The following is a 13,398-nucleotide window of genomic DNA, read 5'->3' as shown; positions in this document are numbered from 1 at the left end:
CGATCGCGATGAAAGATCTCATCGGTCTTCTGGCATTGGCGTGCGCGCTGCTGTTCTCCGGCTCGGCCAGCGCGGAACAGGGCTGCCCCGACGGTTTCATGCCCAACGCCGCCGGCACTCCGGGCCAGCCGTGCGTCCCGGGGCGGATGCAGACCTGGGGCGGCGGCGAGGAACCGGCCGCGCCGTCCAGCTACAACGGCTACGGCGCCTACGCCTTCGACGAGGCGAACCTCAAGGTGGGGGTCAGCGACGCCAAGACCTCCCACGGCAGCTCCGGACAGGCCAAGCGCTCGGCGCTCAAGAGCTGCAAGCAGAACGGCGGCACCCAGTGCAAGATCATCGCCACCTTCAAGAACGAGTGTGCGGTCACCGTGCTCGGTGCCACCGACGCCAGCGGCGCCAAAGTCGCCATCTACGTCGGCAAGGGCGGAAACGTGGAAGCCGCGCAGGAAAACGCCAAGGCCCAGTGCGGCGCCGCCGGCTCGCCGATGTGCGAACCCGCCTACGCCGACTGCGTCACGCCCTGGCAGGAATAGCGCCGCGGACGGCGCCCCATCGCCGCCGCAGAAACCGTGCGCGGAGCGCCTCGCCCGCTAGGCGTCCTCGAGCAATTCCTTCGCCATCACGATCGCGTCCTCCCGCCCCTGCCGCGCCGGGTAGTAGCGCGGCCGCCGCCCGATCTCGTTGAAGCCCTCGTCGTGGTAGAGGGCGATGGCGTACGGATTCGAGGGCCGAACTTCGAGGAAGACGCGGCGCGCGCCGAGGCCGTGGGCGATCTTCACCAGCGCGCGCAGCAGGCGGCGCCCATGCCCGCGGCCGTGGCGCAGCGGATCGACGCAGACATTGAGCACGTGCGCCTCGTCGGCGGCCACGCTGAGCACGCCGTAGCCGATGATGCCGTCGCTGCCCAGCAGCACCCACGCCGGATAGTCGGCGCGCAGGCAGTCGCGGAAGATGCCCGGCGTCCACGGGAAGGGATAGGCGCGGCGTTCGATCTCCATCACCGCGTCGAGATCGGCCTCGCGCATCGGCCGCAACCCCTCGTCGGCCGCCATTCCGCGCGTGGCCACCGCGCTCGTCATGCGGGCAGGCGTCCCCGCAGCGCGCGCAGGCGCGGCCACAGCGCGCGCTTGGCGGCGGCCGCGCGCAGGCGCGAGGTCGGCCCCCATTCGCGGAACAGCGCCGCGGCATCGGCGGCGCCGGCATCGCGTCCGGCCGCGCGCAGCAGGGCGTGCAGCAGCGCGTCCTCGGGCAGCGCCGTCTCCGCGGCCTGCGCCGGGGCGGCCCGGTACAAGGTATGCCCCAGGGCCTCCAGCACGTCGCGCTGCAGCGGATCCCAGCTCATGCGTCCGCGCCCGTATCCGGGGTCTCGGCCGGCAGGCGGCGGCGCTTGAACCACAGCAGCGGCCCGGACAGCGCGTACAGCACCGTGGCCGTCAGCAGCGTCTTGGCCGGATCGATCACCAGCGCGATCAGTACCGCCACCACCAGCAGCAGCGCGAAGAACGGCACGCGGTCGGACTTGGCGCCGCGCCCGCCCTTGAAGCTGTTGTAGCGGATGCCGCTGACCATCAGCAGGCCGGCGACGATGGTGACGCCGAGCGCGACGTAGCGCAGCTCCTCGCCGCTGAGGTCCAGATCGTGGAAGGTCCAGACGAAGCTGGCCATCAGCCCCGCCGCGGCCGGGCTGGCCAGGCCGATGAACCAGCGCTTGTCGACCTTGCCGACCTGGCTGTTGAAGCGCGCCAGCCGCAACGCCGCGCAGGCGGCGTAGAGGAACGCCGCCAGCCAGCCGATCCGGCCGATGGTCACGCCGTCGAGCTTGAGCGACATCAAGGCCCAGTGGTACATCACCAGCGCCGGCGCCATGCCGAAACTGACCAGATCGGCGAGCGAGTCGTACTGCACGCCGAATTCGCTCTGCGTATTGGTCAGCCGCGCCACCCGCCCGTCCAGGCCGTCGAGGATGCCGGCGACGAAGATCGCCACGCAGGCGGCCTCGATGCGGCCCTGCGAGGCGGCGATGATCGCGAAGAAACCGCCGAACAGGCCACCGGTGGTGAACAGGTTGGGGAGCAGGTAAATGCCGCGGCCGCGCGGGCGTTGCAGGGGCTGATCGTCCATTTCGCCAGTTTAACTGCGGCGAGCCGGGGTGTGCTCGCGGCCGGTCCGTGCCGCCGACGGGCCGCGCCCGCCATGACGCGTGTCGCTTTTCGCCGCTCCGGCCCCGCGTATTCGGGCGCGCGGGCTTGCGGCCATGGCCCCGCGATGCTGCAATCGACCGGCCCTTTCCGCGTACAGGTCCCGCATGTCCCGCAAATCGCCCTCGACCCTGCTCGGCCAGGCATTGCTGCTCCCGGCCCTCGCCCTGATCTCCCTGGCCGTGCCGGCGCAGGAGGTCTACCAGTGGAAGGACGCCCGCGGCGTGACCCATTATTCGGAAACCCCGCCGCCCAACGGCCAGTACCAGCAGCAGAAGGTCGCGCGGGACGACGTCTCCCCGCCGGCCAAGACCGCCACGGCCGCGGCTGCGCCCAAGCCCGCCGCGGACCAGGGCAAGCCCGCCGGGGAAAACGCGCAGTGCGTGGCCGCGCGCAAGAATCTCGAGATCCTGGAAAGCAAGGGCGACGTGGTGCGCGACACCGACGGCGACGGCAAGCCCGACAAGACCCTCAGCGCGGACGAGCGCAGCAACCAGATGGAGCTGGCGCGCGCCACGCTGAAAGCCAACTGCGGCTGAGGCGCGCCGGCGGCCGGGCGTTCGCCGCGCAAAACCCCGGCGAATCCGCCCCGCGTCGGCGCCGCGGGCGCACCGCCGATGACCCCGCCGCGCCCGCCGGGGCGCGTCCATGCATGGCAGAATGTCGGATCTCCCCGCTTCCCGACCGCCTCGCATGCGCCTGTCGCAGTTCCACCTCCGCACCGAAAAGGAAACTCCCGCCGACGCCGAGATCGTCAGCCACAAGCTGATGCTCAAGGCCGGCATGCTGCGCAAACTCGCCGCCGGCATCTACACCTGGTCGCCGCTGGGCCTGCGCGTGCTGCGCAAGGTGGAGACGGCCGTGCGCGAGGAGATGAACCGCGCCGGCGCGATCGAGGTGCTGATGCCCACCGTCCAGCCCAAGGAGCTGTGGGAAGAGACCGGCCGCTGGCAGCGCTACGGCCACCTGCTGCTGCGCCTGCAGGACCGCAAGGAGCAGGAATTCTGCTACGCGCCCACGGCCGAGGAAGTCATCACCGATTTCGCGCGCAACGAGCTGGCCAGCTACAAGCAGCTGCCGGTGAACTTCTACCAGATCAACACCAAGTTCCGCGACGAGCTGCGTCCGCGCTTCGGCGTGATGCGCGCGCGCGAGTTCATCATGAAGGACGCCTACTCCTTCCACCTCAGCGACGAGGACCTGGCGCGCGAATACCGCAACATGCACGAGGCCTATTCGCGGATATTCACCCGCCTGGGCCTGCGCTTCCGCGCCGTGCGCGCCGACAGCGGCGAGATCGGCGGCGACACCAGCCAGGAATTCCAGGTGCTGGCCGACTCCGGCGAGGACGCGATCATCTTCTCCGACGGCTCCGACTACGCCGCCAACGTCGAGGCGGCCGAGGCGCTGCCGCCCGGCCCGCGTCCGGCGGCGGGCGAGGACATGCGCAAGGCCTCCACGCCCACGCAGAAGACCTGCGAGGACGTCGCCGCCCTGCTCGGCCTGCCGCTGGCGCGCACGGTGAAATCGGTGGCCGTCATCGGCCGCGACGCCGATTCGAATCCGCAATTCGTGCTGGCGCTGGTGCGCGGCGATCACGCGGTCAACGAGATCAAGCTGGCGAAGGTGGACGGCCTGGCCGAGTACCGCCTGGCCACCGAGGCGGAAATCCTCGAAGCGCTCGGCGCCGAGCCCGGCTTCCTCGGTCCGGTCGGGCCGCGCGGCAAGATCCGCGTGGTCGCCGACCGCGAAGTCGCGGCGATGGCGGACTTCGTCGTCGGCGCCAACGAGGACGGCTTCCACCTGACCGGCGTCAACTGGGGCCGCGACCTGCCCGAACCCGACGCGGTGGCCGACATCCGCAACGCCGTCGCCGGCGACCTCTCGCCCGACGGCCGCGGCACGCTCGCCATCGCCCGCGGCATCGAGGTCGGCCACATCTTCCAGCTCGGACGCAAGTATTCCGAGGCCATGCAGGCCACCGTGCTCGACGAGCAGGGACGCGCGCAGCCGCTGGCGATGGGCTGCTACGGCATCGGCGTCACCCGCATCGTCGCCGCCGCGATCGAACAGAACCACGACGAGGCCGGTATCCTCTGGCCGGCGCCGATGGCGCCCTGGCAGGTGGCGGTGTGCGTGATCAATCCGAAGCAGGACGCCGGCGTCGCCGCCGCCGCCGAAGCCCTGTACGGCGAACTCAACGCCGCCGGCATCGAAACGCTGCTCGACGATCGCGGGCTGCGCCCCGGCGCGATGTTCGCCGACATCGAACTGATCGGCATTCCGCATCGCGTGGTGGTCTCCGAGCGCGGCCTGGCCGCGGGCACCTTCGAATATCGCGCGCGCAGCGGCGGCGACGCGGAAAACATCACGCGCGAGGCGTTGCTGGAACGCCTGCGGACGCCCGCCCAGGGCTGATTTTCGCGCGAGCCCGGCGGCATCGCCAGGACGATATTCCCGGCGCGCAAATCGCGCGCCGGGATTATCCCCGCGCGCGATTTTGGCATCGATTCATAATTTGCTAGGCTAGGCCGACCCACGAGCCACGGATTGGCATTCCCCTAGCCATAATCCGGAGTCATGAATGTCGATCGACTTGAACGGCCTTTCCGCCAAAGAACTCGATACGCTGATCACGCAGGCCAAGAAGCGCAAGACCACGCTGAAGAAGCGCAAGCCCGTGGCCACGGTGCGCGCCAAGCTGGTCGCCGCCGCCGCCGCCGAGGGCTACAGCCTGGCGGAACTGTTCGGCGCCGCGGCCAGGAAGTCCGCCGGCCGTCCGGCCAAGAAGGCGCCCGCGCGCAAGGGACGCAAGCTCGGCAAGGTGGCGCCGAAGTACCGCAACCCCGCCAATCCCAAGGAAACCTGGAGCGGGCGCGGCAAGCAGCCGCTGTGGATGGCCGCGCAGGTCAAGAAAGGCAAGAAGCCCGAGGATTTTCTGATCAAGAAGTGATCGATCGGGAATCGAACCAAACGCCGGCCCCCGCCGGCGTTTTTTTGTCGGGCGAGTCGCGCCGGCGCGGCGCTACAGATTCCGCCGCGCCGGCAGCAGCAGGTTGCCGAACAGCAGGCCGGCCACCAGCGCCAGCAGCACGTTCAGCACGGTCAGCGCGGCCTCCTGGCCCGCGGCCAGGTCCTGCTGCTGGATCGAGGTCAGCAGGCTGCGCACGCTGGTGCTGCCGGGCACCAGCAGGATAATGCCGGGCACGCGCACCACCGCGCCCGGACGCTTGATCCAGCGCGCATAGCCGTTGCCGGCGGCGGTCAATATCATCGCCGAGAGGAAAATCCCCACCGGGCTGCCCCAGGCCTCGCCGCCCAGGCGCGAGACCAGATAACCCGTGGCCGCCGACAGCATGACCACCGGATAATCGCGGCGGTTGGCGCGGAACAGCACGGCGAAGGCGAACGCGGCCGAGAGCAGCGCGCACCATTCCACCCAGTCCGGCTGCGGGCGCAGCGCGCGCACGTGCGGCGCGATGCCGAGCATCTGCGCGAAGGTCAGCGCGATCATGGTGCCGACGGTGAGCTTGAGCATCGTGCTCACCGCGCCGGCGAAGCGCGCGGTGCCCGAGACCAGGTGCTGGCTGGTGAGTTCGTTGACCGCGTTGGTCAGCGCCATGCCCGGCATGAGCACGATCAGGGACGCGATCACCACGGTATTGAGGTTGAGCGGACCGACGAAGCCGGCGACCGCGATCGCCACCGTGGCCGCCACCATCGCGGCGATGGCATCGCTGGCCTCGCGCAGGCGCGGCCGCCGCGGCGTGAACCATTCGATCAAGCCCACCAGCACGCCGATCAGGCCGGCGGTGGCGATGTCCAGCCACGGCAGGCGCAGCAGGCCGGCCACGCTGGCCGAGGCCAGGCCGAAGGCCAGCACCCGCAGCGAAACGCCGCGCCAGCCCGCCGGACGGTCCAGCGCCCGCAGCGCGGCGTGCCCCTCGGCCAGGCCGATCCTGCCCGCCATCACCTCCTCGGCGATGCGGTCGGCCTCGCACAGCTTGTACAGGTCGGTGTCGCCGGGCGGCACGCGGATCACCCGCGTGGTGTCGCTGTCGCCGGGCGGGCGGCTGGGATCGCTGAAGGCCAGGATCATCCCGGTCGGATTGACCCAGGGCTCGCACTCCAGCCCGAGCGTCTGCGAGACGGCCACGATCGCGCCTTCCAGCCGCTGCGCGGTGGTGCCGTAGCTGTGCAGGCGCTCGGCCAGCTCGGCCACGAAGGCGATGCGGGCGGCGTAGCCGATGGTCGTGGGAAAGGCCTGGCGCATTGCGGCGGAAAGGAAGGGTTCGGTATTCGTCCGGCGTCCCCGAGGCCGGAGGGCGGGCGCGATGCGGGCGCATCGGCATGGATCGCGCATTCTACGGCCCGGGCATCGCCCCTTCGCGGCTTTTGCCGGGCCTGGGCGCATCGCGGCGGCTCGGCCACCATGATGCGTTCATGAAAGCCCCGTTTTCATGCATCCGTTACTCTGTATGCTGCGCCGGCAGCGCCCACCATCCCCTCCCAGCAGGCTCGCCTATCCACGCATGAGTGTCGCCGCGCCCCAGGCCCCCAGCATCACCGCCGATCCGCAGGACGGTGGTCGGCTGCGCCTGGGCGGGCACTGGACGCTGGACACGGCCGAGGACGTGGCCGCGGTCCTGCGCGAGCAGGAGGCCGGTACGGTCAGCGCCGTGGACGCGAGCGCGGTCGAGCGCCTGGATTCGGCCGGCGTGCTGCAGCTGCTGCGCTTCGCGCGGCGCAGCGGCCTGGACTACGACGCCTTCGTCTTCCGCGAGGACCACCACGCCCTGGTCGCGGCCATCGAGGACGTCGCCGACGAGCGCCCCAAGCGCAAGCGCGAATACGGCGTGGCCGCGGCGCTGGAACGCCTGGGCCGCGGGGTGAGCGGCAACTGGGATTCGATCGTCGCCCTGGTCAGCTTCCTCGGCGAGAACCTGGTCAAGCTCGGCCGGGTCGCGCTGCAGCCGCGGCGGCTGCGCCTGACCGCCACCGTGCACCACATGGAGCAGGTCGGCCTGGACGCGGTGCCGCTGGTGGCGCTGCTCTCGTACCTGGTCGGCGCGGTGATCGCCTTCCTCGGCTCGACCATCCTGGCCGACTTCGGCGCCACCATCCTGGTGGTGGAGCTGGTCAATATCGCCTTCCTGCGCGAGTTCGGCGTGCTGCTGACCGCCATCCTGCTCGCCGGCCGCACCGCCAGCGCCTTCACCGCGCAGATCGGCGCGATGGTCAGCCGCGAGGAGGTCGACGCCATCCGCACGCTCGGCCTGGATCCGATCGACCTGCTGGTGATCCCGCGCGTGCTGGCGCTGCTGATCATGCTGCCGCTGCTCACTTTCATCGCGATGATCGCCGGCCTGCTCGGCGGCATGTCGGTGGGCGCCTTCAGCCTCGACATCCCGCCGCAGGCCTACTACGCGCGCATGCACGACACCGTCGAGCTGCGCCACGTGCTGGTGGGCATGTCGAAGGCGCCGATCTTCGCCATCATCATCGGCCTGATCGGCTGCCTGGAAGGGCTGCGCGTGGAAGGCACCGCGCAGTCGGTGGGCGAGCGCACCACCTCCAGCGTGGTGCAGACGATCTCGCTGGTGATCGTGATCGACGCGCTGGCGGCGATCTGGTTCATGCACATGGGCTGGTGACGATGCAGGAACATTCGACGCCCGCCGATCCGAATCCCGCACGCGAAGCCGCCGACGAGGGCGCGAGCGAACCGATCATCCGCATCCGCGGCCTGGTCAACCGCTTCGGCGAGCAGACCGTGCACGAGAACCTCGACCTCGACGTCAGGCGCGGCGAGATCCTCGGCGTGGTCGGCGGCTCGGGCACCGGCAAGTCGGTGCTGATGCGCTCCATCCTCGGCCTGCGCAAGCCCGACGCCGGACAGATCGAGGTGCTGGGCGTCGACGCCCGCTCCGACGACAGCCGCGTGCGCAAGCACATCGAGCGCAACACCGGCGTGCTGTTCCAGGACGGCGCGCTGTTCTCCTCGCTGACCGTGGGCGAGAACGTGCAGGTGCCGCTGAAGGAATACCACGGCCAGCTGCCGGACAGCTGGCGCTACGAGCTGGCGCTGCTGAAGGTGAAGCTGGCCGGCCTGCCGGCCGACGCCATCGACAAGCTGCCCTCGCAGCTGTCCGGCGGCATGCGCAAGCGCGCCGGCCTGGCGCGCGCGCTGGCGATGGACCCGCCGCTGCTGTTCCTCGACGAGCCCACCGCGGGTCTCGACCCGATCGGCGCGGCCGCCTTCGACCACCTCATCCGCACCCTGCAGCAGGCGCTGGGCCTGACCGTCTTCCTCATCACCCACGACCTCGACACCCTGTACGCTATCTGCGACCGGATCGCCGTGCTGGCCGACAAGCGCGTCATCGCCGTCGGCCCGGTCGCGGAGCTGGAGCGGCTGGACCATCCCTGGGTGCAGGAATACTTCAACGGCCCGCGCGGGCGAGCGGCGCGTGCTTAGCAAGCGCCCACAAGGCGTTTGCCGCGCCGCGAGCGCCCGGCCATGGATGGCCGGGCCGGACCGTCCGGAGCCAACAAGGCTGCGCCACGGATGGCGGCGCAGTCGCCATGATCCAGTGAATACGGAAACGTGATTCAGAGACTCCACGCATGGAAACCAAAGCCAATTACGTCCTGATCGGCACCTTCACCATCCTGGTGTCGCTGTTCCTGCTCGGCTTCGGCCTGTGGGCGGCCAAGTACTCCTCGGACAGGAGCTGGCGCGAATACGACGTGGTCTTCCACGAGCCGGTGACCGGCCTGACCCAGGGCAGCAGCGTGCAGTACAACGGCATCGCCATCGGCACGGTGGAGAGCCTGCAGCTGGCGCCCAACGACCCGCGCGCGGTGGTGGCGCGGCTGAAGCTGCAGGCCACCGCGCCGATCAAGACCGATACGCGCGCCAAGCTGTCGATGACCAGCCTCACCGGCAGCCCGATCATCCAGCTCACCGGCGGCGATCCGCGCAGCCCGCCGCTGCTGGAAACGCCGGGACACGAGGTGCCGATCATCCTCACCGAGCCCTCGGCGCTGCAGAACATCGCCGACACCGCCAACCGGCTGTTCGAGCGGCTGGACAACATGCTCAGCGAGAAGAACATCGCCCACGTCTCCAAGACGCTGGAGAACATCGATACGCTCACCGGCTCGATCTCCGACCAGCGCGAGGACCTGCGCGCGCTGGTCGCCAATGCGCGCAAGGCCACCGAGCAGCTCAACACCACCCTCGATTCGACCAATCGCGCCGTCAGCAGCGTCGACCGCGAGCTGGTGCAGAAGCTGCCGGCGCTGATCTCCAAGCTCGACAGCACGCTCAACCGGCTCGACTCGGCCGCCGGCGGCGCCGACAAGATCCTCAACGAGAACCGCGCGGCCATCAGCAGCTTCGCCAACGACGGGCTGTCGCAGCTGGGACCGACGCTGGGCGAGCTGCGATCGCTGATCCGCGACCTGCGCCGCATCAGCGACCGCCTCGACGCAAGCCCGGCGCGCTACCTGCTGGGACGCGACGCACCCAAGGAGTTCGAGCCCAAATGAGCACGCCCGACACCCATTCCCATGCCTCGCCGCGCGTCACGCCGCGCATTCCGGCCCGCACCGCGGCCGCCGCGCTGCTGCTGGCCTGCACCGCCCTGCTCGGCGGCTGCGCCCTGCTCGGCGGCGGCGGCGATCGCGCGCAGTCCACGCTGTACGCGCCCGATCCGCGCGTCGCCGCGGACCCGTCGTGGCCGGCGGTGAACTGGCAGCTCTCGCTGAGTGCGCCGACCGCCGCGCGCATGATCGACACCTTCCGCATCGCCGTGCGCCCCACGCCCGACGAGGTGCAGGTCTACAAGGGCGCCGCCTGGGCCAAGCTGCCCAGCGACATGCTCGAGGACACCATCATCCGCGCGCTGGAGGACTCCGGGCGCATCCACGCGATCGCGCGCCAGGGCACCGGCATCGCCGCCGACTACAAGCTGGTCATGGACATGCGCCGCTTCGAGGCCGACTACGCCGGCAACGCCCTGCCCTCGGCCACCATCGAGATCAGCGCCAAGCTGCTGCGCACCAGCGACCAGAGCGTGGTCGGCGCGCGCACCTTCCGCCATGCCGAACCGGCCGCCGACAAGGAGGTGGCGCAGGTGGTGGAGGCGTTCTCGCGCAGCCTGGAACGCGTCGGCGGCGAGATCGCCGGCTGGACCCTGCAGACCGGCAATGCCGCGCCGCCGGCGAGGCCGACGACGCCCTAGCGGCAGGGCGCCGGCATGCTCGCGGCCACCTGCCATTGCGGCGCGGTGCGCATCGAGGTGGTGCGCAGGCCGCGCACCCTGACCGACTGCAACTGCTCGATCTGCCGGCGCTATGGCAGCCTGTGGGCCTACTATCGCGCCGGCTCGGTGCGCGTGGTCGCCGCGTCCGATGCGCTCGCCGCCTATGCCTGGGGCGGCAGGCGGCTGGAATTCTTCCGCTGCCGGCGCTGCGGATGCGTCACGCACCACGAGCGCAGCCGGAAGCGTCCGGACAGCACGGTGGGCGTGAACGCGCGCAACTTCCCGCCCGAAGTTCTCGCCCGGGCGAGAATCCGCCGCCTCGACGGCGCTTCCAGCTGGAAGTATCTCGACTGATGCGCGTGCGGCCCGCGGGCGATGCGGGTTGCGACGCTGCCCGGCGCCTCGCCCGCCCCGCGAAGCGCGCCTAGGCCAGGATCCGCCGGAAGGTCAGGTTGATGCGCTCGCCCACCGGACGGCCGGTGCGGGGCAAGGCGTGGCGATAATGCCGCTGGGTGGCCGCGGCCATCAGCAACATGCTGCCGTGCTCGAGCTCGACCGTGCATTTCGCGGCGGGGCCCGCGCGGCGCTTGAGCGAGAAGCGCCGCGTGGCGCCGAGCGAAAGCGAGGCGATCAGCGGTTCGGGCCCGAGCTCGGGCTCGTCGTCGCTGTGCCAGCCCATCGCGTCGCGTCCGTCGCGGTAGAGATTGGCGAGCACGCTGTTGAAGGGATGCGCGAGCGTCCGCGTGAGCCGGGCGCGCACCGCCCGCAACGCCGGCGGCCAGGGCTCGGGCGCATGGCGCATGCCGGAATAGACATAGACCGCGCCGGGATCGCCGATCCAGCAGCTCAGGCGCGGCGAATCGACCTCGCGCCCGAACAGGCGGATGCGGTGCACCTGCCAGGGCACGTCCGCGCGCAGGGCCGCGAACAGCGCGTCGGCCTGCGCGCGGGGCAGCCAGCCGCGGACCAGGCGCACGTCGGCATCGGGCAGTTCAAGGGCAATGGCGCCATCCATCGGCCGAGCCTGCCGATTTGCCGCACGCGCCACAAGTGAGAATAATGCGGCAATGCCGCAAAATGACGCCCTGCGTCGACGATGCGGCGCCCCGCGGGACGCCGGCGGCAGGCGGATTGCGCCGCAGCAACGCGCACGTTCCCGTGCGCACCCTCCACCCGAGCAAGCCAGGCCGCGAGCATGAGCGAACCCAGCAGCACCGCAGACCAGCAGACCGAGACGAGCGTCGAACGCGACGTCATGGAGTACGACGTCGTCGCCGTCGGCGCCGGCCCGGCCGGCCTGTCGTTCGCGATCCGGCTCAAGCAGCTGCAACCCGAGCTGTCGGTCTGCGTGATCGAGAAGGCCAGCACCATCGGCGCGCACATCCTCTCCGGCGCCGTCATCGAGACCGGGCCGCTGGACGCGCTGCTGCCGGACTGGCGGGAGAATCCGCCGCCGATCTGCGTGCCGGCGACCGAGGACGAATTCTGGCTGCTCAACAAGACCGGCGGCCACAGGCTGCCGGTGCCGCCCGGCATGCACAACAAGGGCAACGTCATCGTCAGCCTCGGCGCGATGTGCGCCTGGCTGGCGCCGCAGGCCGAAGCGCTGGGCGTGGAGATCTATCCCGGCTTCGCCGCGGCCGAAACGCTGCACGACGTGAATGCCGATGGCAGCGAGGGCCGCGTGCTGGGCGTTCGCATCGGCGACATGGGCGTGGCCAAGGACGGATCGCACAAGCCCGGCTACACGCCCGGCATCGACATCCGCGCCAAGGTCACGGTGCTGGCCGAGGGCGCGCGCGGCCATCTCACCAAGCGCCTGATCAAGCGCTTCAATCTCGACGCCGACAGCGATCCGCAGGGCTACTCGATCGGCATCAAGGAGCTCTGGCAGGTGCCGGAGGAGCGCGTCAGCCCGGGCAAGATCGTGCACAGCTTCGGCTGGCCGGCCGATTCGCGCACCTACGGCGGCAGCTTCCTCTACCACCTGGACAAGGGACGGATCGCGCTGGGCTACGTCAGCGGCCTGGACTACCGCGACCCGGACTACAAGCCGTGGGAGGCCTTCCAGCAATGGAAGAACCACCCGATGGTCAAGCCCCTGCTCGAGGGCGGCAACCTCGTCTCGGCCGGCGCGCGCGCCATCGTCACCGGCGGCTACCAGTCGCTGCCCAGGACCGAGATGCCCGGCGCGCTGCTGATCGGCGACACCGCCGGCCTGCTCAACGTGCCCAAGATCAAGGGCACGCACCAGGCCATCCGCAGCGGCATGCTCGCCGCCGAGCACCTGGCGCAGTCGCTCGACAGCCGCGGCTTCGACGCCAAGCTGCGCGCCTCCGAGGCGATGGCCGAGCTGAAGAAGGTGCGCAACGTCAAGCCGGGCTTCAAGCGCGGCCTCTGGTTCGGCATGTTCAACGCCGCCTGGGAAACGGTCACCGGCGGGCTCTCGCCGTGGACGCTGAAGAACAAGCCGGACTGGTCGTCGCTGCAGAAGCTGGCCGAGGCCGAAAAGCCCAAGCGCGACTACGTCGAGCGCACCCTCGCCCCGCGCGACCGCCTGGCCGGGGTGTACTTCGCCGCCACCGAGCACGACGAGGACCAGCCGGTCCACCTCAAGGTGGCCGACACCTCGATCTGCGTCACGCGCTGCACCGAGGAATACGGCAATCCCTGCACACGCTTCTGCCCCGCCGCCGTCTACGAAATCGTCGAGGACGTGTCCGAGGACGGCCGGTCCGGCAAGCGCCTGCAGATCAATGCCGCCAACTGCGTGCACTGCAAGACCTGCGACATCAAGGATCCGTACGAGATCATCAACTGGGTCACGCCCGAGGGCGGATCGGGACCGAACTACCAGAACCTGTAAACGACGAGGCACTGGCCGGTGACGGCCAGTGCCTCGTGCGTACGACGCTGTCGAAGCCGAA

At 70.4% G+C, this 13,398-nt stretch carries 14 protein-coding genes and 1 pseudogene; 10 read left to right on the top strand and 5 right to left on the bottom strand.

All coding sequences use genetic code 11. The features are described 5' to 3' along the window. Window positions 1–8 precede the first annotated feature (8 nt). Window positions 9–536 (top strand): DUF4189 domain-containing protein, encoded by a 528-nt coding sequence (locus tag MD221_RS07900; RefSeq protein ID WP_242109771.1) that lies wholly within the window; start codon window positions 9–11, stop codon window positions 534–536. 57 nt (window positions 537–593) lie between these two features. Here MD221_RS07900 and rimI read toward each other — a convergent pair whose 3' ends face one another. From rimI to pssA, 3 genes are read right to left on the bottom strand one after another with little or no spacing between them, the layout of a single operon-like run. Beyond that, window positions 594–1,082 carry a ribosomal protein S18-alanine N-acetyltransferase gene (rimI, locus tag MD221_RS07895; protein ID WP_242109769.1) on the bottom strand — a complete coding sequence of 163 codons (489 nt, stop codon included), beginning with the start codon at window positions 1,080–1,082 and terminating at the stop codon, window positions 594–596. Further along, the gene (locus MD221_RS07890; protein WP_242109753.1) at window positions 1,079–1,345 is read right to left on the bottom strand and encodes a hypothetical protein; all 267 of its coding nucleotides are present in this window, start codon (window positions 1,343–1,345) and stop codon (window positions 1,079–1,081) included. Before MD221_RS07890 ends, rimI begins: the two co-directional genes overlap by 4 nt. After that, complete coding sequence (pssA, locus tag MD221_RS07885) at window positions 1,342–2,124, bottom strand: CDP-diacylglycerol--serine O-phosphatidyltransferase (RefSeq protein WP_242109745.1); 783 nt, start codon at window positions 2,122–2,124, stop codon at window positions 1,342–1,344. Before pssA ends, MD221_RS07890 begins: the two co-directional genes overlap by 4 nt. 184 nt (window positions 2,125–2,308) lie before the next feature. On the opposite strand from pssA, the gene MD221_RS07880 reads away from it, so the two are divergent. The 3 genes and pseudogenes from MD221_RS07880 to MD221_RS07870 form a co-directional block, all read left to right on the top strand. Beyond that, a complete protein-coding gene (locus MD221_RS07880) occupies window positions 2,309–2,740 on the top strand; it encodes a DUF4124 domain-containing protein (protein WP_242109728.1) in 432 nt (143 codons plus the stop codon). A 154-nt stretch (window positions 2,741–2,894) separates the two neighbouring features. Next, entirely contained in the window at window positions 2,895–4,619 is a 1,725-nt protein-coding gene (locus MD221_RS07875) for a proline--tRNA ligase (protein ID WP_242109717.1), read from the top strand. Between the two features lie 166 nt (window positions 4,620–4,785). Continuing rightward, window positions 4,786–5,151 (top strand): annotated as a pseudogene (locus MD221_RS07870) (H-NS histone family protein); the annotation flags it as partial. A 75-nt stretch (window positions 5,152–5,226) separates the two neighbouring features. Here MD221_RS07870 and MD221_RS07865 read toward each other — a convergent pair. Next, window positions 5,227–6,474, bottom strand: coding sequence for a threonine/serine exporter family protein (locus tag MD221_RS07865; RefSeq protein WP_242109706.1), 1,248 nt, complete (start codon window positions 6,472–6,474; stop codon window positions 5,227–5,229). A gap of 259 nt (window positions 6,475–6,733) precedes the next feature. Between MD221_RS07865 and MD221_RS07860 the strand changes: the two genes are divergently transcribed. The 5 genes from MD221_RS07860 (at window position 6,734) to MD221_RS07840 (ending at window position 10,825) form a co-directional block, all read left to right on the top strand. Further along, window positions 6,734–7,855 (top strand): ABC transporter permease, encoded by a 1,122-nt coding sequence (locus tag MD221_RS07860; protein WP_242109703.1) that lies wholly within the window; start codon window positions 6,734–6,736, stop codon window positions 7,853–7,855. 2 nt (window positions 7,856–7,857) lie between these two features. Then, a complete protein-coding gene (locus MD221_RS07855) occupies window positions 7,858–8,679 on the top strand; it encodes an ABC transporter ATP-binding protein (RefSeq protein ID WP_242109683.1) in 822 nt (273 codons plus the stop codon). Window positions 8,680–8,828: 149 nt separating this feature from the next. After that, window positions 8,829–9,755: an MlaD family protein gene (locus tag MD221_RS07850; RefSeq protein ID WP_242109681.1), complete on the top strand. Its 927-nt coding sequence runs from the start codon at window positions 8,829–8,831 to the stop codon at window positions 9,753–9,755. Window positions 9,756–9,802: 47 nt separating this feature from the next. Continuing rightward, window positions 9,803–10,450, top strand: coding sequence for an ABC-type transport auxiliary lipoprotein family protein (locus MD221_RS07845; protein WP_425602233.1), 648 nt, complete (start codon window positions 9,803–9,805; stop codon window positions 10,448–10,450). Between the two features lie 15 nt (window positions 10,451–10,465). Beyond that, complete coding sequence (locus tag MD221_RS07840) at window positions 10,466–10,825, top strand: GFA family protein (protein ID WP_242109677.1); 360 nt, start codon at window positions 10,466–10,468, stop codon at window positions 10,823–10,825. Window positions 10,826–10,895: 70 nt separating this feature from the next. Here the strand turns inward: MD221_RS07840 and MD221_RS07835 are convergent, their stop codons facing one another. Beyond that, window positions 10,896–11,486, bottom strand: a complete 591-nt coding sequence (locus MD221_RS07835; RefSeq protein WP_242109675.1) for an alpha-ketoglutarate-dependent dioxygenase AlkB family protein — start codon at window positions 11,484–11,486, stop codon at window positions 10,896–10,898. A gap of 180 nt (window positions 11,487–11,666) precedes the next feature. On the opposite strand from MD221_RS07835, the gene MD221_RS07830 reads away from it, so the two are divergent. Further along, the gene (locus MD221_RS07830) at window positions 11,667–13,337 is read left to right on the top strand and encodes an electron transfer flavoprotein-ubiquinone oxidoreductase (RefSeq protein WP_242109673.1); all 1,671 of its coding nucleotides are present in this window, start codon (window positions 11,667–11,669) and stop codon (window positions 13,335–13,337) included. Window positions 13,338–13,398: the final 61 nt, after the last annotated feature.

Source organism: Luteimonas aquatica, from assembly GCF_022662575.1.
Classification (GTDB): Bacteria; Pseudomonadota; Gammaproteobacteria; order Xanthomonadales; family Xanthomonadaceae; genus Luteimonas; species Luteimonas aquatica.
This window is presented reverse-complemented; position numbering and strand designations above follow the sequence as displayed.

Bases quoted from the DNA above. Each gene is read 5' to 3' on its own strand.
- MD221_RS07900 (WP_242109771.1), top strand. From the start codon at position 9: ATGAAAGATCTCATCGGTCTTCTGGCATTGGCGTGCGCGCTGCTGTTC.
- rimI (WP_242109769.1), bottom strand. From the start codon at position 1,082: ATGACGAGCGCGGTGGCCACGCGCGGAATGGCGGCCGACGAGGGGTTG.
- MD221_RS07890 (WP_242109753.1), bottom strand. From the start codon at position 1,345: ATGAGCTGGGATCCGCTGCAGCGCGACGTGCTGGAGGCCCTGGGGCAT.
- pssA (WP_242109745.1), bottom strand. From the start codon at position 2,124: ATGGACGATCAGCCCCTGCAACGCCCGCGCGGCCGCGGCATTTACCTG.
- MD221_RS07880 (WP_242109728.1), top strand. From the start codon at position 2,309: ATGTCCCGCAAATCGCCCTCGACCCTGCTCGGCCAGGCATTGCTGCTC.
- MD221_RS07875 (WP_242109717.1), top strand. From the start codon at position 2,895: ATGCGCCTGTCGCAGTTCCACCTCCGCACCGAAAAGGAAACTCCCGCC.
- MD221_RS07865 (WP_242109706.1), bottom strand. From the start codon at position 6,474: ATGCGCCAGGCCTTTCCCACGACCATCGGCTACGCCGCCCGCATCGCC.
- MD221_RS07860 (WP_242109703.1), top strand. From the start codon at position 6,734: ATGAGTGTCGCCGCGCCCCAGGCCCCCAGCATCACCGCCGATCCGCAG.
- MD221_RS07855 (WP_242109683.1), top strand. From the start codon at position 7,858: ATGCAGGAACATTCGACGCCCGCCGATCCGAATCCCGCACGCGAAGCC.
- MD221_RS07850 (WP_242109681.1), top strand. From the start codon at position 8,829: ATGGAAACCAAAGCCAATTACGTCCTGATCGGCACCTTCACCATCCTG.
- MD221_RS07840 (WP_242109677.1), top strand. From the start codon at position 10,466: ATGCTCGCGGCCACCTGCCATTGCGGCGCGGTGCGCATCGAGGTGGTG.
- MD221_RS07835 (WP_242109675.1), bottom strand. From the start codon at position 11,486: ATGGATGGCGCCATTGCCCTTGAACTGCCCGATGCCGACGTGCGCCTG.
- MD221_RS07830 (WP_242109673.1), top strand. From the start codon at position 11,667: ATGAGCGAACCCAGCAGCACCGCAGACCAGCAGACCGAGACGAGCGTC.